Annotated in this window: 24 protein-coding genes and 1 tRNA gene; 9 read left to right on the top strand and 16 right to left on the bottom strand. The window is 44.3% G+C overall.

The annotated features are described in order from the left end of the window. Positions 1-68: 68 nt before the first annotated feature. On the top strand, positions 69-869 hold the full coding sequence (locus tag AZI85_RS17475) for a phage tail protein (RefSeq protein WP_063245245.1): 801 nt from the start codon (positions 69-71) through the stop codon (positions 867-869). A 32-nt stretch (positions 870-901) separates the two neighbouring features. Here AZI85_RS17475 and AZI85_RS17470 read toward each other — a convergent pair whose 3' ends face one another. Continuing rightward, positions 902-1,975: an NAD-dependent epimerase/dehydratase family protein gene (locus AZI85_RS17470; RefSeq protein ID WP_063245244.1), complete on the bottom strand. Its 1,074-nt coding sequence runs from the start codon at positions 1,973-1,975 to the stop codon at positions 902-904. Further along, positions 1,976-2,287: a hypothetical protein gene (locus AZI85_RS17465; protein WP_063245243.1), complete on the bottom strand. Its 312-nt coding sequence runs from the start codon at positions 2,285-2,287 to the stop codon at positions 1,976-1,978. A gap of 341 nt (positions 2,288-2,628) precedes the next feature. Here AZI85_RS17465 and AZI85_RS17460 point away from each other — a divergent pair, with 341 nt between their 5' ends. Then, the gene (locus tag AZI85_RS17460; RefSeq protein ID WP_063245242.1) at positions 2,629-3,012 is read left to right on the top strand and encodes a hypothetical protein; all 384 of its coding nucleotides are present in this window, start codon (positions 2,629-2,631) and stop codon (positions 3,010-3,012) included. A 30-nt stretch (positions 3,013-3,042) separates the two neighbouring features. Then, a complete protein-coding gene (locus AZI85_RS17455) occupies positions 3,043-3,990 on the top strand; it encodes a DUF6268 family outer membrane beta-barrel protein (protein WP_063245241.1) in 948 nt (315 codons plus the stop codon). 62 nt (positions 3,991-4,052) lie between these two features. On the opposite strand, the gene pstB is transcribed toward AZI85_RS17455, so the two are convergent. The 4 genes from pstB to AZI85_RS17435 all read right to left on the bottom strand — a co-directional run bounded on the left by pstB (position 4,053) and on the right by AZI85_RS17435 (position 7,689). Beyond that, positions 4,053-4,820 (bottom strand): phosphate ABC transporter ATP-binding protein PstB, encoded by a 768-nt coding sequence (gene pstB, locus AZI85_RS17450; RefSeq protein WP_063245259.1) that lies wholly within the window; start codon positions 4,818-4,820, stop codon positions 4,053-4,055. Positions 4,821-4,825: 5 nt separating this feature from the next. Then, positions 4,826-5,743 (bottom strand): phosphate ABC transporter permease PstA, encoded by a 918-nt coding sequence (gene pstA / locus AZI85_RS17445; protein ID WP_063245240.1) that lies wholly within the window; start codon positions 5,741-5,743, stop codon positions 4,826-4,828. Then, positions 5,743-6,618, bottom strand: coding sequence for a phosphate ABC transporter permease subunit PstC (pstC, locus tag AZI85_RS17440; RefSeq protein ID WP_063245239.1), 876 nt, complete (start codon positions 6,616-6,618; stop codon positions 5,743-5,745). The genes pstA and pstC overlap by 1 nt, the downstream gene beginning before the upstream one ends. A 72-nt stretch (positions 6,619-6,690) precedes the next feature. Further along, complete coding sequence (locus tag AZI85_RS17435) at positions 6,691-7,689, bottom strand: PstS family phosphate ABC transporter substrate-binding protein (RefSeq protein ID WP_063245238.1); 999 nt, start codon at positions 7,687-7,689, stop codon at positions 6,691-6,693. 115 nt (positions 7,690-7,804) lie between these two features. Between AZI85_RS17435 and AZI85_RS17430 the strand changes: the two genes are divergently transcribed. Then, positions 7,805-9,313, top strand: a complete 1,509-nt coding sequence (locus AZI85_RS17430) for a PAS domain-containing sensor histidine kinase (RefSeq protein WP_063245237.1) — start codon at positions 7,805-7,807, stop codon at positions 9,311-9,313. Here the strand turns inward: AZI85_RS17430 and AZI85_RS17425 are convergent, their stop codons facing one another. After that, positions 9,314-9,763, bottom strand: a complete 450-nt coding sequence (locus AZI85_RS17425; protein ID WP_063245236.1) for a Fur family transcriptional regulator — start codon at positions 9,761-9,763, stop codon at positions 9,314-9,316. Between the two features lie 36 nt (positions 9,764-9,799). Beyond that, positions 9,800-10,525, bottom strand: coding sequence for an EI24 domain-containing protein (locus AZI85_RS17420; RefSeq protein WP_253721052.1), 726 nt, complete (start codon positions 10,523-10,525; stop codon positions 9,800-9,802). 54 nt (positions 10,526-10,579) lie between these two features. On the opposite strand from AZI85_RS17420, the gene AZI85_RS17415 reads away from it, so the two are divergent. Then, complete coding sequence (locus tag AZI85_RS17415) at positions 10,580-11,173, top strand: histidine phosphatase family protein (protein WP_081111065.1); 594 nt, start codon at positions 10,580-10,582, stop codon at positions 11,171-11,173. On the opposite strand, the gene AZI85_RS17410 is transcribed toward AZI85_RS17415, so the two are convergent. Next, on the bottom strand, positions 11,158-13,488 hold the full coding sequence (locus AZI85_RS17410) for a fatty acid cis/trans isomerase (RefSeq protein ID WP_081111064.1): 2,331 nt from the start codon (positions 13,486-13,488) through the stop codon (positions 11,158-11,160). The two genes, AZI85_RS17415 and AZI85_RS17410, sit on opposite strands and share 16 nt — an antisense overlap. Positions 13,489-13,586: 98 nt before the next feature. Between AZI85_RS17410 and AZI85_RS17405 the strand changes: the two genes are divergently transcribed. Further along, on the top strand, positions 13,587-14,105 hold the full coding sequence (locus AZI85_RS17405; protein WP_063245233.1) for a hypothetical protein: 519 nt from the start codon (positions 13,587-13,589) through the stop codon (positions 14,103-14,105). Here AZI85_RS17405 and AZI85_RS17400 read toward each other — a convergent pair. The 4 genes from AZI85_RS17400 to AZI85_RS17385 all read right to left on the bottom strand — a co-directional run bounded on the left by AZI85_RS17400 (position 14,102) and on the right by AZI85_RS17385 (position 17,018). Continuing rightward, positions 14,102-15,091, bottom strand: a complete 990-nt coding sequence (locus tag AZI85_RS17400; protein WP_063245232.1) for an HD-GYP domain-containing protein — start codon at positions 15,089-15,091, stop codon at positions 14,102-14,104. The two genes, AZI85_RS17405 and AZI85_RS17400, sit on opposite strands and share 4 nt — an antisense overlap. Before the next feature lie 64 nt (positions 15,092-15,155). Next, complete coding sequence (locus AZI85_RS17395; RefSeq protein WP_063245231.1) at positions 15,156-15,905, bottom strand: tyrosine-protein phosphatase; 750 nt, start codon at positions 15,903-15,905, stop codon at positions 15,156-15,158. A gap of 56 nt (positions 15,906-15,961) precedes the next feature. After that, positions 15,962-16,549 carry a mobile mystery protein B gene (locus AZI85_RS17390; RefSeq protein WP_063245230.1) on the bottom strand — a complete coding sequence of 196 codons (588 nt, stop codon included), beginning with the start codon at positions 16,547-16,549 and terminating at the stop codon, positions 15,962-15,964. Further along, positions 16,509-17,018: a mobile mystery protein A gene (locus AZI85_RS17385; protein ID WP_063245229.1), complete on the bottom strand. Its 510-nt coding sequence runs from the start codon at positions 17,016-17,018 to the stop codon at positions 16,509-16,511. The genes AZI85_RS17390 and AZI85_RS17385 overlap by 41 nt, the downstream gene beginning before the upstream one ends. 396 nt (positions 17,019-17,414) lie before the next feature. Between AZI85_RS17385 and AZI85_RS17380 the strand changes: the two genes are divergently transcribed. Further along, positions 17,415-17,918, top strand: coding sequence for a CC0125/CC1285 family lipoprotein (locus tag AZI85_RS17380; RefSeq protein WP_063245228.1), 504 nt, complete (start codon positions 17,415-17,417; stop codon positions 17,916-17,918). A gap of 118 nt (positions 17,919-18,036) precedes the next feature. Here the strand turns inward: AZI85_RS17380 and AZI85_RS17375 are convergent. After that, a tRNA-Pro gene (locus AZI85_RS17375) sits at positions 18,037-18,113 on the bottom strand. A gap of 488 nt (positions 18,114-18,601) precedes the next feature. Next, positions 18,602-19,069, bottom strand: a complete 468-nt coding sequence (locus AZI85_RS17365) for a hypothetical protein (RefSeq protein WP_063245227.1) — start codon at positions 19,067-19,069, stop codon at positions 18,602-18,604. 212 nt (positions 19,070-19,281) lie between these two features. On the opposite strand from AZI85_RS17365, the gene AZI85_RS17360 reads away from it, so the two are divergent. After that, positions 19,282-19,515: a hypothetical protein gene (locus AZI85_RS17360; protein ID WP_063245226.1), complete on the top strand. Its 234-nt coding sequence runs from the start codon at positions 19,282-19,284 to the stop codon at positions 19,513-19,515. Between the two features lie 39 nt (positions 19,516-19,554). Here AZI85_RS17360 and AZI85_RS17355 read toward each other — a convergent pair whose 3' ends face one another. Then, a complete protein-coding gene (locus tag AZI85_RS17355; RefSeq protein WP_063245225.1) occupies positions 19,555-21,609 on the bottom strand; it encodes a S9 family peptidase in 2,055 nt (684 codons plus the stop codon). Between the two features lie 168 nt (positions 21,610-21,777). On the opposite strand from AZI85_RS17355, the gene AZI85_RS17350 reads away from it, so the two are divergent. Further along, the gene (locus AZI85_RS17350) at positions 21,778-22,509 is read left to right on the top strand and encodes a substrate-binding periplasmic protein (protein ID WP_172795353.1); all 732 of its coding nucleotides are present in this window, start codon (positions 21,778-21,780) and stop codon (positions 22,507-22,509) included. The last annotated feature ends 4 nt before the right edge of the window (positions 22,510-22,513 follow it).

The following is a 22,513-nucleotide window of genomic DNA, read 5'->3' as shown; positions in this document are numbered from 1 at the left end:
AACAAACATTAATTTGCTTTATATTCAGCCTGTAACTTAAACTTCCAACACACAGAAAAGGAGTTCTGATGAACAAAAAATTACTGATCATGTTGTTATTCGCTGTTCCCGCATTGGGTTTTAAATACAAAGAAGACCTTACTGCGATGGGTTTAAAATTTGTCGCTCCGACAATTATGGACAGAAATAGTGTATTTCAACCTGAAGAGGGAGAAATCATCTACGAAGCTGCCGGGAACGACCGCCGATTCTATGGAAAAACTGATGTGGGTTGGGTACCACTTTCCGCTGGCGAATCGATCTTACCACCGGGGATTATTTTACCTTATGGCGGTGAATCGGAACCCCCCGGGTTTTACTTTGCAGATGGAAGAGCTCTGCCTATAGCTGGTAACGAAGCATTGTACGATGCCATTAAAGAAGCCTTCGGAAACGGAACCAGAAATGCTGATGGAACTCTATCTTCATATGCGGCAGGTGATGCGTTTAATCTTCCCGACTTGAGAGGTCGTTTTCTCCGAGGTGTCAACGGGAGTGCTACCGAGCTTCCCTCTTTAACGGCTCCGCGCGACCCCGCAATAAATGATCGTGTTGCATCAAATGTAGGAGGATTCGAAGATAACAGAGTTGGCTCTGTCCAGACGGATGCTCTACAAAATATCACTGGTGGATTCGGCGTTGATCGGTCAGCAGGCTCACTGGATGGAGCATTTTTTCAAGGAAATAATCCAATTGCAGGCGGAAACACCGCACAGCTTTCAGGAGCATCTACGACATCGGCTTTGAGATTTGATGCCTCAAGAGTGGCGCGAACTTCTTCAGAAACTCGCCCTAAAAATGTATACGTGAACTACATTATTAAACGCTAGTCTCTTCGAGAGGGAGTTGTATTCGCAACTCCCTAATTAAAATACCCCCGCAAAACCCCCGTCAACTCCTCCACCGACGAGTGCCCCACATAATACCCCTGATACCACTTCGCAGTCTCCACCAGCGCGCGAGACAAATCCCACTGCGGTTTCCAACCAAGCTCCGTCAAAGCAAGCTCGCTATTTAACTGCCCATGAATCGAAAGTGACTTCGCGGAATCCGCGACAGCGACCGAAGACCACGTTTTCCCCCACGCCTCACTAAACTCTTTCATCACTTCGCCAACGGATTCATACTCAGACGCGCCCAAATTATAGGTCGCAGACGAAAGCTTAGGGCCTTTTTCAAAAAGACCTTGGGCAACAGATAAAATCCCGGAAACCTGATCCAAAACATGGATCCAAGGTCGCACAGACTGAGGATTACGAACTTCAAAAGTCTTCTTACCTAAAAAACTTTGAACCGCTTGAAAGATCAAACCTTCAGAAGAAAAATCCCCGCCACCGATCGCCGATGAAATCCGCGCCGTAGCAATGGCCACTTTATGCTTGTTATATTTTTCGGGAGAGAAAAATGATTCACGATAAGAAAGCGCAATAAACTCAGAGCAAAGTTTCGACGTCGCAAAAATCCCCGAAGGACCAACGGCTGACGACTCACTCACGGCTGCATTATCACTCGCACGGACATAGGCCTTATCCGTTCCCAATACGACCACCGAGCGAACGGAAGCTGTTTCACGAAGCAGCTCCATCAATTGTGCGGTCCCCAAGATAGACTTAGAAATAATCTCTAAAGGACGTTGCTCGCCTTCTTTCAAAAAACCGGTCTCGCCCAAATGAAGAACGACATCTGCTTGCGCAAACTGCAAAGCCTGACGCAAAGATTCTTCGTTACGAAGATCTCCGTACGTCATAGCAATTGTTTGTCCAAGATTTGTCAGATCAAAAAGATTTGGCGAAGATTCTAAAGATTCACCAAAACCAAAAACTTGCGCTCCCAGATGCTGAAGGGATAAAGCCGTCCACGCTCCCAAAAAAGAGTTCGGGTAAGTTAAGAAAACCCGTTTGCCTTTCCAAAAAGCAGCCGCCGCGGAGGAATCCATCTAAGAACCTAAAAGTCCCTGTTCAACACCTTGATTGCGATGTTCCGGATGAACCCAGTGAGCCAATACTTGCCCCTGAAACTTCCAGTAAAATCCAATCGGATCTGTGTCAAAGATTGCGACGCGAAGCTCGCCCTTGCCTTCTGTTGCCTTCATTTTAAGCAAAGTCTGCGCAAGAGATTCTTGGTTCAGGTTCCCCGTACTTGCCGCCGGAATGCAGTGCTCTTCATAAAGACGAGCCAACAAGGAAAGCTCAACCAAGTTATAAAGCGATTCGCGAATAAAATATTTATCAGAGTGCAGTGACTTCATAGATATTTAGGGTATCGAGGGAAATGTATGGGAGGTATCTTTTTCGGCAGGAAACATCGCAGCAGGACCCCAGCGATGTCACTTTCCTGGAGCTTACGACGACAACCCGACAAGGCGAAACATTTAAGTCTTCGCAAATAGTTCCGACTTCCGTGGCTGTGTCGCGCGGACTCCAAGAAATACTTAATCAAGGTAAGTGAACTGAAACCAAAAGAGTACTTAAGTTCCTGTAAGGATATTGGAGTTGCCAAAGGTCAACCATGAGGACTACTCTTGGGGGCCAATACATATTGTCATCATTCAGTAAACTTCCGCACGCAAGTGCCTTTCGCGGAGGAGCCATGGAAACCACCGGAGAAAAAATCCCAGTCACTGCCAACGTCGGCGACGAAAGAACTCAGAACGGAGTCGTCTACATCAAGTGGTTCGCGCCGCCAGAGAAAATGTCACAAGCACTAAAAAAGTTAGCCCTGTTCTGGGGAATTGCTTTGGTGTCGGTACTGATTCCTGTTTTTCATTTCGTATCTGTGCCCTTATTTTTTGGCTTAGGAATTTTCTTCGCCCTCCGAAGCTACAAGAGTGAAGGAAAAGTTTTAAGTGGCTCGGTTCAATGCCCTCACTGCTTGCATGACGTGAAAGTGAAGCCCGCCGAACTTCAGTGGCCGATTTCAGAGATCTGCCAGAACTGTGCTCGCGTTGTCAGAATGGAAAAATCTGTTGTGTAAGGACGCAAAACACTTCTATGCTGACAAAGCATGAAACACGCTTTTGGCATTTTAGTTTATTTGTTGCTCTTTACATCTCAAGGTTATTCACAAGGAATGATGGAGGGATTAACTCCCCCCGCTCAACAAAGAACGGTGCTGTCTTACACGGGGTTGTTTTTTGATAAAGCGGAGTTTCCCCAAGAGCGCGCTTCAACATCTTACCAGTCCGTCGACTTCAGCACGCCGATTTACAAATCAGATCTTCAGTCAGTCTCTTTGAATTTAAGCGGGTCACAATATTTAGTAGATCCTGCGCAAAATGAAATCTCAGGTCTTTACGACATTAAGTTTGGTTTGGGATATACACGCGTGATCGATGATAAACGTTTATGGTCCGTCAACGCACGCTACGGATCCGCAAGTGACAGACCTTTTGAAAGTGCCGACGTCACCACTTTAGGAGTCACCGCCTTTTATTCTTATCCTGACGATGAATCCAGTCGTTGGCTTTTACTTGTCGACTATTCAAACAACCGCCCCATTCTAAATAATATTCCTCTTCCTGGCTTTGCTTACTTCTACAATCCATCAAAAGAATTTCGTTCAGTGCTAGGAATTCCTTTTGCGACGTTCAACTGGCAATTTGCTGAAAAGTACGGTTGGGATTTTTTCACGTTGGTTCCTTGGATCATCAAAACTTCGGTGTATTACAAAGTCACCGACTTCGCTAAGCTTTACGCCGGCGTCGATTTTTCACAGATCACATACTATCTTTACGACCGACAAAACAAAGACGACCGTCTTTTCTATGATGACAAAAAAATCTTCGTCGGCATAAAATCCCCGATCAGCAAGCAGATCTTCGCCGACCTAGAAGCCGGCCACTCTTTCGACCGCCGCTTCTTTATCGATGAAAACTATGTTCCTGATCCAGACAATGCCGTGTCGATTGGAAACGCTTTTTACTTCAAGTTGTCTTTAAGATTTATTCTTTAAAATAAAAAACCAGCCGTTTTTAGCGGCTGGCATTTATGAACCGTGACAATGTCTTAAAGACACTACCCAAAACGACCCGTGATATAGTTTTCAGTACGCTGATCCTTTGGATTCGTGAAGATCTGATCACTCGCTCCAAACTCAATCAAATCACCCAGGTACATAAACGCGGTATAATCAGAAACGCGCGCTGCTTGATGCAGACTGTGCGTAACAATCGCAATCGTCACGTCACGACGAAGTTCGCCGATAAGCTCTTCGATGTGACGAGTGGAAATAGGATCTAGCGCCGACGTAGGTTCATCCAATAACAAGATCTCAGGCTCTGTAGCCAATGCACGAGCGATACAAAGACGTTGCTGTTGACCACCCGACAAGGCTGTCGCCGAAGAAGCTAAACGGTCTTTCACTTCATTCCAAAGGCCCGCCTGCTGCAAAGAGCGCTCGACACGTTCTTCAATAAAACTTTTCTTTTTTACGCCACGAACTTTCAATCCATAAGCGACGTTTTCATAAATGCTTTTAGGAAATGGATTTGGTTTTTGAAAAACCATTCCGATACGCATGCGCACTTCCATTGGATCAATTTCTTTACCCAAAATATTTCTTTTATCCGGGTGAAGAAGGATTTCCCCTTGGTAGTTCGCATTGGCATAAAGGTCGTGCATGCGATTAAAACAACGAAGCAAAGTCGTCTTACCGCAACCCGAAGGACCGATCAAAGCCGTCACACGGTTTTCGTAGATAGGTAAAGTGACTCCGTTAAGGACTTTTTTATCCCCATAAGAGAAAAGCAAATTTTTAACTTCCGCGCGAAGCTGTAGTTCCATATTCATTACCATTTCATCTTTTTACGAAAACGAGAGCGTAAGTAAATCGCTCCGCCGTTCATAATCAGGGTCATCACCAAAAGCACAACCCCCGTCGCCGCTGCATTCACGTGGAATTCAGGTTGAGGACGCGACAACCAGTTAAACATCTGAATCGGCATCACGGTAAACGGATCCATGAGCCACTTAAAGTTCACAAAAGGAAAATGCCCCTCAATTGGAGGCGTCGGAAGAAACGCAATAAAGGTCAAAGCACCAATAGTGATCAAGGGAGCCGTTTCACCGATGGCACGGGACAAAGAAATGATCACACCCGTTAAAATACCGCCAGAAGAATAAGGCAAAATATGGTAGCGAATGGTTTGCCACTTTGAAGCCCCCATTGCGTAACTCGCCTCACGGATCGTATTAGGAATCGCGCGAATCGCTTCACGTGTTGTCACGATAATGATTGGCAACACAAGAAGACCCAAAGTCAGACCCGCCGTCAAAATACTCTGCCCCAACTTCAATTTATAAACGAAAAGTCCCAAAGCCATGAGACCGTAAGTGATCGACGGAATGCCGGCAAGATTGATGATGTTTAGTTCGATCAGTTGGGACACCCAATTTTTCTTTGAGTACTCTTCAAGATAAACTCCGGCAGCAACTCCCAATGGAATCGCACAAAACGCCGTGGTCAACATGATACAAAACGACCCTACCCACGCAGATAAAATCCCCGCACGGTCCGCAAAACGAGAAGGAAAGTTCGTAAAGAAGTCATAGTTAATACGCGCCACACCTGTCATGGAAAGATCCACAATCAAAGTCAGAAGCGTGATAAGTGCAAACAATAAAGACATCAGCCCGCATAGAGCAAAAACAAAGTCCCACATCTGACGGCGTTTGATATTCGCCAAAATATCTTGTTGGACTTCCATTATTCTTTCTCCTGAAACTTCTTACGAAGATAAAGTCCGATAATATTAAAGCCCAAAGTCAGAACCAAAAGACTGAGTCCCGCAACGTAAATAGACTGGTAGCCAATAGAGCCATGTGGAAGATCGCCTAAACTCACTTGAACAATGAACGCCGTGATGGTCGCCGCAGGCTCGGTCGGATTCATCGTAAGATTAGGCTGCATACCAGCAGCAATCGCCACGACCATGGTTTCACCCAACGCACGAGAGATACCTAAAATATAAGCAGAAGTAATTCCCGAAAAGGCCGCCGGAATCACCACGCGGAAAGCCGTTTGCATGCGTGAAGCACCCACCGCGAAAGAAGCCTCTCGCAAATGCCCAGGTACAGAGCGCATAGCATCTTCACTTAAAGAACTCACGTAAGGGACAATCATCACCCCGATGACCAAACCCGCACTCAGAACGTTAAATCCTCCCAAAGAAGGAATTATCTTTTGCAAAAGAGGCGTAACAAAAAGCAAAGCGAAGTAACCATAAACAACCGTCGGCACCGCCGCTAAAAGTTCCAGAATCGGCTTTAAAATTTCACGAAAAGAAGGACGAACATATTCACTTAAAAATGCCGCCGCCACCGTTCCTAGCGGAATCGCCACCAATAAAGCAATGATCGTGGAAAGAAAGGTTCCGCAAAGCAAAGGCAAAATGCCATAGCGAGGATTTTCAAAAAGCGGAGTCCACTGCGTGTCCGTTAAAAACTCCACGATAGACACAGTTTTAAAAAAAGGAAGACTTTCAGTAACCAGGATACCTACGATACCGATAGTTACTAAAACAGAAGAAGCCGCAGCTAGAAACAAGACGGTTTCAATAGCGCGCTCTCTTAAACGACGCATCCGCCGTACCGGGTGGTCGGCGGATGTAAACTCATTTAGTTTTTTGAGTTGATTCTTATTCACAGACGTAAACTACAACGAACCTTCACGTTTCAGCAACTCTTCAATTTTAAGACCCACTTCCGAGTGGCCGCCAAAAACTGTTCCGAGCTTATTCTTTTTAACGTGTTCTTTGCCTAATTCGTAGGCTTTTGCCGGAAGTGGAACGTATTTCACTTCAGGAACGATCTGAGCAGAGTTGCTCAAGTAAAAGTTCACGAAGTCTTTAACTTCTGCCTTTTTCATAGATGCTTCATTAACGTAAATAAAGATCGGACGAGAAAGGGGGAAGTAAGTGCCCGCTTCAACCGTTTGACGAGACGGCGTTACGGCCTCTTTTTTAGGAGCTTTGTCGCCACCGATGATGCCAACAACTTTGAGCTTCGCTTTATTCTCTTCGTAATATGCCAGCGGAACATAACCCAAAGCATAAAGATCCTGAGAAACACCCGTCACCAAAGTGTTGTCGTCTTCACTGGCTGTGTAATCTCCGCGAGATGACTTCGATTTACCAACGATAGCTTCGGTGAAATAATCAAAAGTCCCAGAATCAGATCCGGCGCCATAAAGCTTGAGGTTCTGTTTTGGCCAAGCAGGATTGATATCGCTCCACTTTTGGATCTTACCTTGAGCGGCTGGCTCCCACATTTTCTTAAGATCTGCGACAGAGATAGAGTTTAACCATGTGTTTTTAGGATTCACGACAACAGCTGTTGCGTCATAAGCAACGGCGATCTCAAGAAACTTGATCCCTGCTTTACGGCAAGCCTCAAGCTCGGAAGATTGGATAGGACGAGAAGCATCTTGGATGTCAATTTCGCCACGGCAAAATTTTTTGAATCCACCACCTGTGCCGGAAATGCCCACAGTGACACGAACTTTTCCTTTTTGTGCCGTCTGGAATTCTTCAGCCATCGCCTCTGTGATTGGAAACACAGTGCTCGATCCATCGATTTTAATAACTGGAACTTGCGCGTGAGCTGCGGACGCACCGAGAACCACACACAATGATAGAATTGCATTCTTAATCATACACACTCCTGTATAAGATATTGGTCTAGCACTAGATTGCTGCCCTGTATTGTTAAGGTTTTATTTAGATTTAGCCGTTTCGCGTTACCTAATGCTAGAGTAAACTCCAATCAGTATGGATACAAAATCGCCTAAAGAACAAGCAAGTCTTCTGGAACAGATTCACAGAACGATGTCTGACAGCGTTTACATTTTCGACGTGAATGAAGAGAACCTAGTATGGATCAACGAGCGTGGCGTGGCTCGCTATGGGTACACTCTGGATGAAATTCGTAAGATGGGGCCAGAGTACTACACTCGCACCATGCACCCTGAAGATCTCGACTCACTTCGCCAAAGCGTTAAAAAATCCAAAGACCTTAAAGACGGCGAAGTCCTTAACGTCGAATATCGTTTCAAAGACCATAGCGGCAACTATCACTGGCTGAGCGATCGTATCACTGTTTTTTCTCGGAACGATAAAGGCGAAGTCGCCACATTGCTCGGAGTCGCCACCGACGTCGACGCGCGAAAAGCTTACGAAGAAACACTTAAGAAGACGATTCAAAAACTCAACCTGTCCCTTTCCGCAGCCAATATGGGGACCTGGGAGTGGGATCTAGAAAAAAATGTGCTCCTTTGGGATTCGCAAATGTATCGCATTCACGGCATCCCCTACAATCCTGATCTGGCCCCTTTGGAAGAGGTGTGGAAACGCTCGCACCGCACGGATATGGAAGTGGTCAACTTGCGCGTGCGCGAAGCCGCTGAAAAACATCAAGACTTTTATGTCACCTATCGCATCACTTGGGAAAATAAAGAAGTGCATCACATCCGCTGCTACGGAAAATTTATGACGGATGATGACTCTCGAATGTATGGTGTCGCTTGGGATTCAACAGAAGAAGTTTTGACCGAGCAACAAATCGCCGAGGCCAAAGCAAAACTGATCTCTGCTACAAAAATGGCGGCGCTCGGTGAAATGTCCGGTGGTATCGCTCATGAAATCAATAATCCCCTGACGGTCATTCAGGCCCGCGCCTTTCAACTTACGCAAATGGTTGAAAACAATAAATTAGAACCTGAAAAAATCAAACAAGCCGCAGAAAGCATCAGTCGTACGGCCGATAAAATCGCACGTATTATTAAATCACTGCGCTCTTTTGCGCGCGAAGGCTCACAAGATCCTTTCGAAATCGTCCCGGTTAAAAAGATCGTCGAAGAAACTTTAGAATTCTGCCGAACACGATTCTACAATCACGGAGTGGAGGTGGAGGTTCTCGATGTGGACCCGGAACTCGAGATTGAATGTCGTATTATTCAAATCGAGCAGGTTCTTTTAAATCTTCTGAACAATTCTTTTGATGCCATTTCTCAGCTTGATGAAAAATGGATTCGCATCCAGATCAAAGAGACCGAAGACGCTGTGGAATTTCACGTGATCGATTCAGGAACCGGCATACCCGATGAAATTGCCGAACAAATCATGCTTCCCTTTTTCACCACCAAAGATGTCGGCAAAGGAACTGGTTTAGGGCTTTCAATTTCGGCAGGGATTATTAAGAATCACAAAGGTCATTTAAGTTTCAACAAGGATGCGACAAACACGACTTTCGTGTTCACACTTCCTAAATTTCAAGAGTAATTACTGGCAGCGAGAACACACACCAAAGAAATCCAGGCGGTGGGAAACCTGTTTATAGCCCATCGTCTCGACCATCTTAATATGCGGATCTAAATCACAGATATGAATAGGCTCCACGCGCTGACACTGGCGACAGATAACATGATGGTGGTGATGTCCTGATTCAAGAGCGAGCTCAAAGCGCGCCACACCATCACCGAACTCAAGACGAGACACGATGCCGGCCTCTTCAAATTTCTTCAGAATACGATAGATCGTTACTAGATCCATTCCGTCCGATTTATCATCAAATTTTTTAAAGATTTCATCGGCAGAAATAGGGTCTGGATGTGCTAAAAGAATTTTTAGCATTTGTGTACGCTGCTGGGTGAGCTTCATCCCCGCTTTACGAACTCTTTCATTTAAAGAGTCGATATCGATATTTTTGCGTTCACTTCCACACTTAGACATGGGGGGATAAATACACCACTTACCCCCGGAAATCCACTAGGATTCGCCCTTTCGCAGGGACTGTAGAGCATTTAGACAGTAATACGTGTAAGAAAGAGCTAATAGCACCGGCACAAAGAAGAATGCCAAAGGAATATATGAAAGGAGCCCTAATAAAAGCCCCAACCCATAAAGGTCCTTAGAGCTTTTTTGCTCAATCAGCTGGCGCTCTTCCTTGCTCGCATAATCTTGAAGAACATCGTACAGAAATACTTTTTTATTCAGCCACGAGGCCAAAATCAGTGGCACGACAATCTGCAAGCCCGGTAAAAACCAAAGCGGTAAGGTCACGACAAAGAGGATCACAAAAGTTACGGTCGCCGATAGAGTATTCCAAATACTTCCTAAAAGAGAACCGCCCTTTTTCTTCTGCAATCCACGAAAGTCGACGTCGCCCACCCACTTTAGAACTATGGGCATCACAAAAAGTGACGTCATTAAGACGGCAAAAAGGAACACCATCGGAATGAATAACAGAATCAAAAACACGACACTGCACCAATAGGCAAAGTCCGTAAGCCCCGTTAATGTCGTCATCCAATTCACGGCGGTCAACGATGAAAAGAATCCCGTCAGCCCGGAAATCCAGCCCGCCCAAAAGCTGACAAAGAGGGCAAATAAAAATACAAACGACAATACCGGAGGCAGAAATATCAATAAAGCCATACGCGGTCTTGCTAACGCCCGAAGAGATTGCTGCAAAGAAGTCAAAATGCTGCTCATATTCAAATCTTTTCTCTTTATGCGAAGACATGCAAGTGATTCAATAAGGACATTATGTTGAAAACCATCCATCTTTTTCGTCATGGACAAACTGACTGGAACGCGATTCGTCGTATTCAAGGGCATACTGATATTCCTTTGAATTCAGAAGGTCAAAACCAAGCCCTCAGTTTACAATCCTATTTTCAAGAAAATTCAGTCGATTTATTTATGACAAGCGACCTTGTGCGCGCACATGAGACGGCTCGTATTGCCAATTCACTTTTAGCAAAGCCCTTGCATGTGTCCCCCGCATTTCGTGAAGTGAACTTAGGAGAATTGGAGGGACTGACTTTACAAGAAGCCCATGACAGATTTGGTATGGAGTCTTGGCAAAAATGGGTTTCGGTAGATCCCGTCCATTCAGACTTCAGTTTTCCTAAAGCAGAGTCTGCAAGAAAGTCGATTGAACGTTTCACTCAAGCTCTGAAAGATTTTTGCGTGCGGCATGAGTTCAATAGCGCCGGCCTCTGCACACACGGGTTAGTCATGCGGCGGTTTCTGCACAGCCTTCGACCGGAGCTTCAAGAGCTTTTACCCATCCCCAACTGTGTGGTTTACAAAGTGGAATGGGATTCTGAAAAAGATTTATTCTATTTCAATTCGTAACGAGTCAAGTCCAAATACCCGAAGTTCGTAGGATCCGTTCGTCGGTAGTGTGCTGTCAATTCATCGTAATGTGTCCAGAATCCTTGATTGGAACGTCGAATTCCAAAAGTCGTCACAAGTTTTTGATAATCTTTTTCTGACTTCATCTTTTGCACTGCGGTTACAAAGGTAGAAAGATCCTGTTCTTTCACATCGAAAATCATATTGGGATAAGGCCCCCAATACCCTTCATAAATAGTCAGAGAATCTTCTTTCGGCGCCATTCTTAAAGACTCAGCTAAAATCCAAGAAACACTTTCGTGCTCTTTATTATGAATCAAGGAATAGACTTTCAGATCGCCCGAGTTCATAACGACTTTAAGATAAGCCACGTCGGGAAAGAATCGTGCAAAAGGCGTTTTGGCTTCCGCCTTCACCGCGGCGATTTTTCTTAACTCGGTCGACAAACCCTCGACACGGAATTGTGACTGCATGCTTTCAGGAACTTGCAGAGATTTCCAGTTCACGGTATCAAAACTTCCCCGCACTTTTTCGTTCAAGTGAAAGAAAAGAATTTTTTCGACCATTTGCTTTTTCGTGTTTCCCTCTTCGGTGAAGCGAACTGACGTGGGCTCTGATGAACCTATCGTCGGAAAGACATAAGTCATTTTTACTTGAGTCAAAAGCCCCTTGTACCATTCGCGACGGTACTGAAGGCGTTGCTCCGGCGGAAGGAACATCAGGAATAACTCTTCGGCCTCCATTCGAATCATGTCCATGTAGACTCGGGTCAAAAGCTGATGACTGACGTTTCCAAAGACGTCGAAGTTCACAACTAAGTTATAAACCAAACGTTCAAACAAAGGATAATCCAAAACGAAAGCCGTTTTTGAAAGATCCCCCACCGCTCCTTTTAAAACAACTGCGTTATCGTCGTGACGAAACACCGTTAATACGGCATTAGGGTTTACTCCGTCGCCATTCCAGATATCAGACAGGGCATAACCTTGAGGTTTTAGTTTCTTTAGTTCATCAGTGCGCGCTTTTCGATAGTTCTCTCGGTGATCAATAAGTTTCTTATAGAAGACCGGTGTCTCTTTAATATCCACGTCACTTCCAAAGACTCCCGGCAACATCAAAAGACTTTCTACTTTTCCCACGTACTCTTTTGAAAGAACCATATTGTCAGACTGAGGAGTCATGAAAAACACATAAAATTGCTCTTGAATCGAGTTCACCGCCATACTGCCGTTGCAGACCGGTCCCTTAATAAAAGTACTTACATGGTATTGAGCGTCGTCTAACAAAAACTGATAGCGGGCTTTCACTGGAATATCTTTAAAGGCAATGAAGGGATTTTCTGCAACGCCCGGCTCATAGGTCGGCATCACGCGGACCTTCCAAGACTCTTCCCAGAATAGCTTTTTAATTCGCTCTAACTTTTTGGGACTTAAAGCATAGGGAATATGGGTTTTCATTACGACCGTGCCCGGAAATTTGGCAAAACAATAATAGAATTTTTGAACTCCCGGATCGTCGTTGGGCCTGCGAGTCGCAATCTCCTGAACTCCTTCCTGGCAGCTTGTTCGTGAGCGTACCAGACGGAAGAACGTGTCTTTGCTTTCAGGGAAATGAAGATGCGCTAAGAATAAATGCTCATACAAATAACGACTGACGAGTTTGTGCGTTGGGTCCGTTTGATTTAGAAATTTCTGCCAAACTTGAATTTGTTTCTGTATTTCTACAGGAACCCGAGCAAGTTCTTTCTGAGCTTCAGAGTTAGGTCCCGGTGCTCCCCCTTCAAGCCAGGTTTGGATCGTGTCTATTTCCATGGCACTTAAAGGTGGCAGACCGTAAGGCATCCCTAAATACGGAGCCTGCTTTTGCAATTTTTTAAAATCTTCGGTCGGTGAAGCACAGATCTGAGTCTGCGCCACCTGCTTTTCAATTTCGACGTTTTGCTTTTCCGCGCGTAAATTGAGAAAACTCAAAAACAGATTTCCCTCTGATTTTCGAGTGTTATTCAAATCAAAAAAGCCTTTTTCCTGCCACCCTTTAGCGCCATGAGCATCAATCCAAAGCCGCGTTGGCGAAACGCTTTTAATGCGAGTCCCATCATACACATTCAGCTTGCTGGCCCCCCTTTGGAAGCCCTCAAAATTCTGCAAATTCAACTGGCAGGGAGCATTAAAACAGCTATGGCAGGCCACGCAGCGGTTGTCGAAAACAGGCTGCACTTTGCGAGTATACAGGTCGAAATTTGGTTCTTCTGCTTTTGAGACGCTTGTCATCACAACTGAAATAAAACAAAGCACAAGTATGTTAATAAATTGCATACAACCTTACTCCCCGTGTATTCTGCAACTATAAAGCTCTTTCTTGTTTAATGGAAAGAGTTTAATAGACAGATAAACGCGCAAAAAAGAGGTCGACGATGGATAGAATTCCGTTTCAAACAGTGCAAAATTCAATTGATGATATCTGCGGCATCACGGAAGAAAGTGATCTTGAAAAAGCGTCCCAGCATCTTTTTGACGTGCAACCCGATCTTGCCGGTTTCTTTATGGAGTTCATCGAAGACATGAGCGAAGGCGCTCAAGACTTGGGCTTCATGATGGCGTTGATCTTAAATCGCTCTTTTGAAGATCAGTATAAAGATCTTCGCGCGATGACGGAAGACGAAGTGATCTCTCGCTTTGAAAAGAATGAAGCTGAGTTTGAAAAATACTTGGCTTTGAATGACGATATGATTGCGGATCTTCAAACAAAATCAGCGGCCGAAGGCCAACCCGAGATTTTGAACTACATCATTGAAGAGCTTTTCATGTCGCCAGAGCTTGAGCCAAGTCTTGCTGCAAATGAACAAGTTCACTTGTTCATCATCTGCAAATTCTTTGTAGATTGCTTGCATGAGCTTGCTAACGAAAAAGCCCCTGAGTTAGTTCGTCACTAAATCACTTTTTTGACAGCGATCGGAGCAGGTCCTTGCAGGGCCTGCTTCAAAGCCTGGAAAGCCGGCTTATGAAAAGGCTGCCCCAAAGTGATTTCAATGTACGCCACAGCCTGCGCCGGCGTCTTAGGATGGGGATTGTTCACCGACTCCATCACCACATCTGCAAAACAATCAGCTAGCGCCACGACTCTTGCAAACGGATTCATTTTAATATCCCTTAATCTTCGAGGATACCCCTGGCCGGGAGCATTTTCGTGATGCTCTAAAACGATGGCGATAATATCATCCGAAATGGACGGCATGCTTCTTAAGATTTCCACTCCACGGTAGACATGGGACTCGTAAGCCGCCGTCTGGTCGCGGGTCATCGCATGTCTAGGAGTTTCAAGGATTTCATCCGGAAGCTCTTTCATGCCGACGTCGTGAAGAAGAGCCCCTAAGGCTAATTTTTCTAAATTCTGCGCGAGCGTCCACTTCATATTCTTCGCGATGATTACGGAGATCGCAGAGACCATCATTGCATGGCGAATCAGCTCGTCGTTAAGATTCGACATCATGTTAATAACGGCAGAAATATCTGGTTTGTTATCAACCAGAGTTTGAATAGAGCGACTGACGATTTTTGAATGTTCTAAGGCTTGATGATCAAAGCCTAAATGTTCAATCTCTTTGAAAATAGAATCTGCGGCTTTGGAAAGAAAGATCGTTTTCTTTTCAAAACTGATCTTATCACTTTCTAAGACGATGCCTGCGATGCTTAAGTTTTGCCCCACGCATTTGTGATAATCACTGCGACGAACATAAAGCCATTCCGCTTTTTCAGGAAAGTGCATTTGCTCGAAGTGAACCTTCGCGCCTTCCTTTAAAATCATCACATAGTTTGTTTCAGAGAGTTTAAGAAAAATATCCACCGGCACTTGCATGCCAGCTACGAACTCGTCCCTTGATACTGCAACGTAATCTTCCTGATTGATATTCGCATCCATAGAAAGCTTATCGGCACTAAACGAAAGCTCCTAGAGGATTTGTCTCAATTTAGAACATTCTTTTTTACTCTAGAAAACGTTTTTTCCACTGATCGCGCTTAAGAGCCGTTAAAGCGTATTCCTGCTCAAAAAAGCTTTCATAGCTGCCATAACGAGAAGTGATTTCTCGCAATGCCGTATGCAAGAAATTCTCATTGGCTGACATCATGTACTCGAAACGCTCTTTGGCTTTCGCAGTTAAACGCGGCTCGATGGCCGTTAAGATTTTTAGCTTAAAGGGTAAAAGAGTTTGTTCAGTAACGAGGTAGTCTTGAATCACTGTCTCTTGCGGAACGCCTAAAGACAAAAGCAATAAGGCCGAACCGACACCCGTCCGATCCTTACCTACTGCACAGTGCTGCACGAGCGCCCCCTGATTTAAAGAATCCACTTTATGAAAAAGTTTTTTATAAGCAGAATTCCCAAAGGGAAGTTGGCGATACAATGTCTCCATGAAATCAGAAGGCAAGGCTTCTAAACTTTCAGAACTAAAAAAGTCGCCATGATCCGCATTCGTTGCGTGACTTGCGGGATTCGCTGGACAACATTCATACTGTACACCTTCCCACAGGATGTCTTTATCCTTCGCGGATTCGTGTTGATCACGATAATCAATGATGTGCTCGATAGAAAAGGCTTTGAGGTACTCACAGTCTTGCGGTGTTAAGCGAGACAACGAACCCGAGCGAAAAAAGAAACCTTTTTTGACTTTACGTCCGTCCAAAGTTTCATATCCACCCATGTCTCTAAAATTAATTCCGCCTTCAAGTCTCATGAATTCTCCTTAAAGGAAAATCTTATCACGACAAGATGTGGGAGAGACTCACTATTCTAACTTTTCATAAACTCAATAAGCGGCGCGTAGTTTTCAGAGCGATCTGCAATTTGTAGGACTTGAATATACTGAGCTCGCTTCTGTCCCATCTGACCAAGGTTTACCTGCCCCCATGTGGGTCTAGACCGACCAATGTGTTCCATCAAAAGATCTGCTGCCAGTCTCGAAAATCGACCATTTCCATTGGGAAAAGGATGAATCCATACGAGGCGGTGATGAAAGCGCGCGACGATTTCTTCTGTTGAAAATGTGTTGTGAGTAAGCCAGTACTTTACATCCCCTAACAGTTGACCTAATTCGTTTTGAATTTTTTCTGGAGAAACGCCGATATTTGTTTCACGTCGACGGAAAGTCCCCGCCCACTCCCAGGTGTCCTGAAACATTTTTCGGTGTAAAAGACAAAGACCCGAAGCCGAAAGCAGATCTTTCTTCAGAGTGCGACTATTAAAAGCCCAAAGAAGAGCGCGGGCGATTCCGGCGGCTTCAAACTCATCAAGCTCTCGATGAGTTGTCAGTCCTGGAATCAATCCCTGCAAAGTTTCATCATCGAGAGGTGTGGCCCCTGGAGGACTTTGAATTTTCACGCTTCGTTCTCCATATTCTGCGGTCTTCTTTCAACAAAAGTTCCTGCGCGACACTTTCAAGCAAATGCTGTTGCGCCTGTTTAGAAGTGTCTTGAGCCTCAAGACTCATGGTGTGCTCGGTGCTCTTCACAATCTCACGGGCGGCTTTTAAAGCTTGAGCCTCTAAGTTTTTTTGCAAACCCTGACCTTTCGGGACAAAGAAATACACAAGCTCGCAATCAAGGGCTTCCGCCGCGTCGTTGAGAGTTTGCAGAGTCACCTTGCCAGCAACTTCGTCTTTTTCGATACGCTCAATACGCTGCTTAATCACACCTAAGCGTTCACCCAAATCTTGCATCGTCATCCCGAGAGCTTCGCGGATTTCTTTCACCCATCCGTTCTTAGGAGCTTTTGCGGAAAGAACACTTTCGCTTTGTCGGAAAAACCGATCCAGCTGATGTCGACGAAGTTTTGCTGTTTTTGCACCCACGCGGTCCTCGCTTGTATTGTCTATCTATATATGGACGTATTATACCTTATCGTCTATATATAGATAGACCTTTAGATATAATATATCTACATATATATAGACGAAATGTGTGGGTTTTAGATGTAATTAGCTCTTACTGAGCACTTCTTTACGGTAATCATCGCAAAAACAAGTGTCAAACGAATATGTAAATTATGTGTAATTAAAATAAAAGGTCTAGTTGCGACGGTATAAAAACAAAAAGCCACCGGAGTGAGCCTCACTTGCCTACTCTCGACAGCCTCAGGAATCTATTTAAGGTTTAAAGCGGGATACATTGGACTTCTTCAAACCAGTCAAGAAAGCTTAACTAAAGATTGCTTTCGTAGCCTCCGAAAATATCAAAATGGAGGACTCATGAAATCAATCGCCCTTTTACTTCTATCTCTTACATTCGTTGGATGTGGAACAACTTACCAGAAAAATGGCTTCATGGGAGGTTATAGCGACATGAAGTTGGGTGATGGGCTTTATGAAGTTACTTTTAAGGGCAACGGATACACAAGTGCTCAAACCGTCAAAGACGGCCTTTTAAGAAGATGCGCTGAACTTACCTACGAAGAAGACTATCACTATTTCGTTTTCGTTGATCAAGAGGCAAATGCGAATACGGTAAACATGGGTACGACTCACACGGGTCAATTCACAAACAACTACTATGGCGGCGTTAACTATCAAGGCCGATCACAAACCAACTCAGTCACAAAGCACAGCAGAACTGCCGTAATTAAGATGTTCAAAAAAGGGACTCAGCCTCCTGTCGCGTACGAAGTAGAAACAGTGCTGGTGAATTTCGGAATTATCGTCCCGAAAGAGGAAGCACCTAGAAATCCTGCCTCGGCTAAAACTTATATGAAATAGTTACTGGAGATGACTCCTCTGCAAATGGACGCTTTTTGCTGCACTCTTGTGCAGTTATTTACAGTGTCTTGCAGAGTTCTTTTTGATATGAATATCTAGTTAAATCGAATAGATAGGTTGGTCTGCGTGACTGGATTTGAACCAGCGACCTCTTGCACCCCAAGCAAGTGCTCTACCAAGCTGAGCCACACGCAGATTGTTTGTAACTCAAACTTTACTAAAGGAAGAATGCACACACAAGTTTTCGCGCCGGTCGTCAATTGCGAAGATAACCCCCTATTGGCGTCCGTTTCACTGCCACGGTGGCAGTAAGCATTAGCGTCAAACATTTATCAAAAGACATAGGAGTAGCTGCGCGTACGAAGCTTTCGTTTAACTTCTCAGAAGTACCAACTCCATCGTCCGCAGTTGGTAACAACCCTGCCAGCTCTTATTCGGGAACTTCAGAAGTTTTAAGCGATTTTCCTAGCATACTTCTCACGGACTCGAGTGCTGATGAAAGTACTAAGCCCCTTCCCTGCCAATGCTAAAGCTTTCATCGTCTCCACATTTTCTTTTCCCGTCGACTTATAGGAATATTCATACACATCTCCTCAGACAAAAGTAACAAGGATCGAATCTTTTCGAATTTCATAGGCGATCACACCCGAGTTTCCACTTTGGTTTTTATATAGAGGCATCAGCTACCTCTCATACCCACACTCATCACCCCATCTGGCCGTGACGGAGCATCGTGGATTCACCGCATATCCGCCCTCTCCTTTGCGATGAACTTTGCAAATGATATTCTTGGCTTTGATATTTACCTGACTCATTCCACCCTCGGGCATGACACCTAACTCCGCCAAGGCATCGAAAAAATCTTTGGCGGCAATCAGTCCCACTTTCGCGGGTTTTGAGCAACTGAAAGTAGGAAGTACATCGGGGTTCACGCCGCGAATTGTTTGCACACATTGAAGATCTGGCAATGTCCAAGTGGCGACATATCCTTCATTTGTCTTTTTCGCGAAATTGGTGTTTTTCAAAAGATAGGCCATGGTTACGGCTTCATCACCGGAAAATTCGCGAGTGACTTCGTCCCCGCAGTCGGCCTGTGCAGACAAAGACAAAAAGAAAATCGAAAATGCAGAAACGCAAATTTTAGAGAACATAGCGGCTCCTTTTCTTAATCCAGGATGGGAATCTTTTCAGAGACCGGCAAGAACTCCTCAGGCTCCCTAGCAAAAGTCATGTGGCGGAATCTGGAAAGTAATCCGGAAATTCAGACTCTTTCAGCGCCCAATAAAATCTATACGAAATAAAACACCAGAAGCGGGGCACGGTTGTCGCTTTACACCTCTGGTAAGAACTAAAGGAGTCAATTATGAAAGAAAAAATTCTAAAATATGCCCCCTATTACGCGCTTTTCGCCCTTTCTATTTTTGCAAAAGGCGATGCCCAAGAAGGCTTACAAATTGCGATGATGATATTAGCTTTGGCGTATTTGCCGTCATGGGAGGAAACTAAACAGAAAGCCCTAAAAAATAAAATCAGCCACGTAACTCTGTTTTTATTATTTTCAGCTTCTTTGGTTCATTCACTGACAAGGGTTCTATAAAGAAAAAGGTCTCTGTTTCCAGAGACCTTTTTTTCGTTTTTACTTCTTAATACCAAAGTGATTTAAGACGAACGCGTATTCTTCCGCGTTTTCATAAAGATGATCGAAGCGCCCAGAACTTCCGAAGTGCCCCGCACCCATATTGGTTTTAAAAATAATCAGATTGTCGTCGGTCTTTTTATCACGAAGTTTGGCAACCCATTTTGCTGGTTCCCAATAAGTCACACGCGGATCATTCAAACCGCAAGTCACATACAGCGTCGGATAATTCTTTTCTTCAATATTGTCATACGGAGAATAAGACTTCATGTAGAAGTAGTACTCGCGATCCTCGGGGTTTCCCCATTCCTTGTACTCGGTCTGAGTTAAAGGCAGATCTTTATCTAACATCGTATTCACCACATCCACAAAAGGCACGTGAGCTACCACGACATCGAAAAGATCAGGACGCATATTCATACAAGCACCCATCAACATGCCACCTGCACTACCACCAGCAATTGCTAGTTTCTGAGGATGCGAATACCCCTTTTCCTTCAAGTACTCCGCACAAGATATAAAATCTTTGAACGTGTTTGTTTTCTTCAAGAACTTGGCATCTTCATACCACTGGCGCCCCATCTCGCCGCCTCCACGAATATGAGCCAGAGCGAAGACACAACCCCGATCGACTAGACGGAAGATGTCGCGTCTTTCCGGAAAGGAGTCTGGAATGATCGCTCCATAAGAACCATATCCATAAAGATACGTGGGATTGGTTTTATTTTTCTTAAGACCTTTTTTGTAAGTGAGTACCATGGGAATCTTAGTTCCGTCATGACCTGTCACCCACACGCGCTCGCACACATAATTTGTCGACTTATGACCTTTCACCTGTTTTGTCTTAAGGGTTTTTGTCGCCTTAGTACGCATATTGTATTCAAGAATTGTCGGCACCGTGATCGGGGACGAATAATTCAAACGCAAGTTTTCAGTTTTATATTCATAATTATCCGGCGTAATGCTCACATTGAAAGCCGCATCCTTGAATTTAATGGTGTGATCTTTTTGCTTTTGCAAATCAAAAATTCTAACTTGAGGAAGACCGTTTTCACGCTCACCAAGAACCAGGAAGTTTTTAAACAGATGAAACTCACCGACAAAAATTTCAGGCTTATGTGGAACAAATTCCTTCCAATGATCTTTTCCCGTAGCTAAAAGATCCGTCGTCATAATCTTAAAATTTTGCGCCTCTAGATTAGTACGAATCCAGAATTTGTCTCCCGCATGATCGACGTCATATTCCAAACCTTCGATACGAGCCTGAATACAACGCGCAGGCAAACTCGGATTATGAGCATCCAAGTACCAAATTTCTGAAGTGATCTTTCCGTAACTACCGATAAAAATAAAGTTGTGAGACGCGGACTTACTAAGACCCAAAAATTGCTTGGCATCTTTTTCGTGATACACAAGTTCGTCTTGTTCAACGGCGCTTCCAAGTTTATGGCGGTACACTTGGTAAGGACGAAGATTTTCATCCAAACGTACATAAAAAATAGTTTCATTGTCTTCAGCAAAAGCCACCGCTCCGTTACAGTTTGGAATGGTGTCTTTAAGAAGTTTCCCCGACTTTAAGTCTTTAAAATAAACCGTGTAGCGTTCCGAGCCATCGAAGTCCGCACAGTAAGAAAGAAGATCATGCTCTGGGCTTACCTTTACTGAAGTGACATCGCAGTACTTCTTACCTTTCGCCAACATGTTCTTATCCAAAAGAATCTGTTCTTTACCACCGGCCTTAGGCTTTCGGCACTCATAGGAGTACTGCTTTCCTTTTTTGAAACGAGTGTAATACAGATATTCACCGTAAGGTGCCGGAACAGAAGAATCATCTTCTTTGATTCGCGCTTTCATTTCTTTAAAGAGCTTATCCTTGAAAGAAGCCAGCGGCTTCATATGAGATTCATAATAAGCGTTTTCTGCATTCAGGTATTTCAGAGTTTCAGGATTTTCTTTTTCGCGCAGCCAGAAGAAAGGATCCACACGAACATCTCCGTGCAGTTCAAGATTTTTTAGCTTCTGAGGCGCCTTTGGAATGGAAATTTTATTTTTCATGTTGCTACTCTATACACAAGAAATTGGACACTCAATGAGAATCAAAGAAACATCTCAATGTAAATTACTACGCTCCATCAAAAAAACCAATGGGAGCCGGAGAAAAACTTCCTGCACTTTATAGAAGACAAATTGAATCCGCGCCTACTTCCGTGTAAACTAACTTTTGTGAGGACATTATTTTTTATTTTCTTACTCTGGAACGTCACCGGCCATGCTCAGGAAAAATCACTGACATTGGGAATTCCGTATCAAGTAAAAAGAGTGAGCTCGATCATCGAGTATCAAAACTTCGTGCAAAAGGCTTTGAAGGACGCAGGCTTTGAGGCTCATATCAAAGTCACTTCTGGCAAAGTCCCCTATGAAGAAATGCTGTCTGAAGAGATCGACGGCATTCTTTACGACGACCTTCATATTAAAAAAGAACGCAAAAAAACTGTAAGCACTTCGTTTCCCTTAATAAACACGCGAAGCCGTTTCTTTTATCTAAAAGAAAACCCAAAATTCAGAGATAAGAACTTTTCGAGTAGCTACTTGGCGACTCTGAAAGGCTGTGTTTCTTCCGCCAATAAGATTATCGAAGAAGAAGCTCTTCGCCAAAAACTTAACTTTATAAACTCGAACAGCCCTCTGCAGAGCGTAACGGCAGTTTTAGAAGGTAAAGCCGATTACTTTATCGCGATTGAAGAAGTGGGGAAAAGCGCGGTGAACTCACACCCCGAAGCAAAAAATAAAATCGTTTTCAGCGACGTGGTATTTAAAGAGGTTCCTCTTTATCTCACCTTCCACAAAAAACACGGCAAAGACATGCCAAAAATCGAAAGAGCCTTGGTAAAACATCTGCGCGGCGACCTTCGACAGTATCCACAGATCTCAGACAACCTGAATAAAGACCCTTAAAAAC

Source organism: Bdellovibrio bacteriovorus, assembly GCF_001592755.1.
GTDB lineage: Bacteria > Bdellovibrionota > Bdellovibrionia > Bdellovibrionales > Bdellovibrionaceae > Bdellovibrio > Bdellovibrio bacteriovorus_E.
The sequence above is the reverse complement of the archived record's forward strand: the minus strand, read 5'-3'. Positions and strand labels throughout refer to the sequence as shown.

Coding starts and splice junctions, on each gene's coding strand:
- AZI85_RS17475 (WP_063245245.1), top strand. CDS start 69: ATGAACAAAAAATTACTGATCATGTTGTTATTCGCTGTTCCCGCATTG.
- AZI85_RS17470 (WP_063245244.1), bottom strand. CDS start 1,975: ATGGATTCCTCCGCGGCGGCTGCTTTTTGGAAAGGCAAACGGGTTTTC.
- AZI85_RS17465 (WP_063245243.1), bottom strand. CDS start 2,287: ATGAAGTCACTGCACTCTGATAAATATTTTATTCGCGAATCGCTTTAT.
- AZI85_RS17460 (WP_063245242.1), top strand. CDS start 2,629: ATGGAAACCACCGGAGAAAAAATCCCAGTCACTGCCAACGTCGGCGAC.
- AZI85_RS17455 (WP_063245241.1), top strand. CDS start 3,043: ATGAAACACGCTTTTGGCATTTTAGTTTATTTGTTGCTCTTTACATCT.
- pstB (WP_063245259.1), bottom strand. CDS start 4,820: ATGGAACTACAGCTTCGCGCGGAAGTTAAAAATTTGCTTTTCTCTTAT.
- pstA (WP_063245240.1), bottom strand. CDS start 5,743: ATGGAAGTCCAACAAGATATTTTGGCGAATATCAAACGCCGTCAGATG.
- pstC (WP_063245239.1), bottom strand. CDS start 6,618: ATGCGTCGTTTAAGAGAGCGCGCTATTGAAACCGTCTTGTTTCTAGCT.
- AZI85_RS17435 (WP_063245238.1), bottom strand. CDS start 7,689: ATGATTAAGAATGCAATTCTATCATTGTGTGTGGTTCTCGGTGCGTCC.
- AZI85_RS17430 (WP_063245237.1), top strand. CDS start 7,805: ATGGATACAAAATCGCCTAAAGAACAAGCAAGTCTTCTGGAACAGATT.
- AZI85_RS17425 (WP_063245236.1), bottom strand. CDS start 9,763: ATGTCTAAGTGTGGAAGTGAACGCAAAAATATCGATATCGACTCTTTA.
- AZI85_RS17420 (WP_253721052.1), bottom strand. CDS start 10,525: ATGAGCAGCATTTTGACTTCTTTGCAGCAATCTCTTCGGGCGTTAGCA.
- AZI85_RS17415 (WP_081111065.1), top strand. CDS start 10,580: ATGTTGAAAACCATCCATCTTTTTCGTCATGGACAAACTGACTGGAAC.
- AZI85_RS17410 (WP_081111064.1), bottom strand. CDS start 13,488: ATGCAATTTATTAACATACTTGTGCTTTGTTTTATTTCAGTTGTGATG.
- AZI85_RS17405 (WP_063245233.1), top strand. CDS start 13,587: ATGGATAGAATTCCGTTTCAAACAGTGCAAAATTCAATTGATGATATC.
- AZI85_RS17400 (WP_063245232.1), bottom strand. CDS start 15,091: ATGGATGCGAATATCAATCAGGAAGATTACGTTGCAGTATCAAGGGAC.
- AZI85_RS17395 (WP_063245231.1), bottom strand. CDS start 15,905: ATGAGACTTGAAGGCGGAATTAATTTTAGAGACATGGGTGGATATGAA.
- AZI85_RS17380 (WP_063245228.1), top strand. CDS start 17,415: ATGAAATCAATCGCCCTTTTACTTCTATCTCTTACATTCGTTGGATGT.
- AZI85_RS17365 (WP_063245227.1), bottom strand. CDS start 19,069: ATGTTCTCTAAAATTTGCGTTTCTGCATTTTCGATTTTCTTTTTGTCT.
- AZI85_RS17360 (WP_063245226.1), top strand. CDS start 19,282: ATGAAAGAAAAAATTCTAAAATATGCCCCCTATTACGCGCTTTTCGCC.
- AZI85_RS17355 (WP_063245225.1), bottom strand. CDS start 21,609: ATGAAAAATAAAATTTCCATTCCAAAGGCGCCTCAGAAGCTAAAAAAT.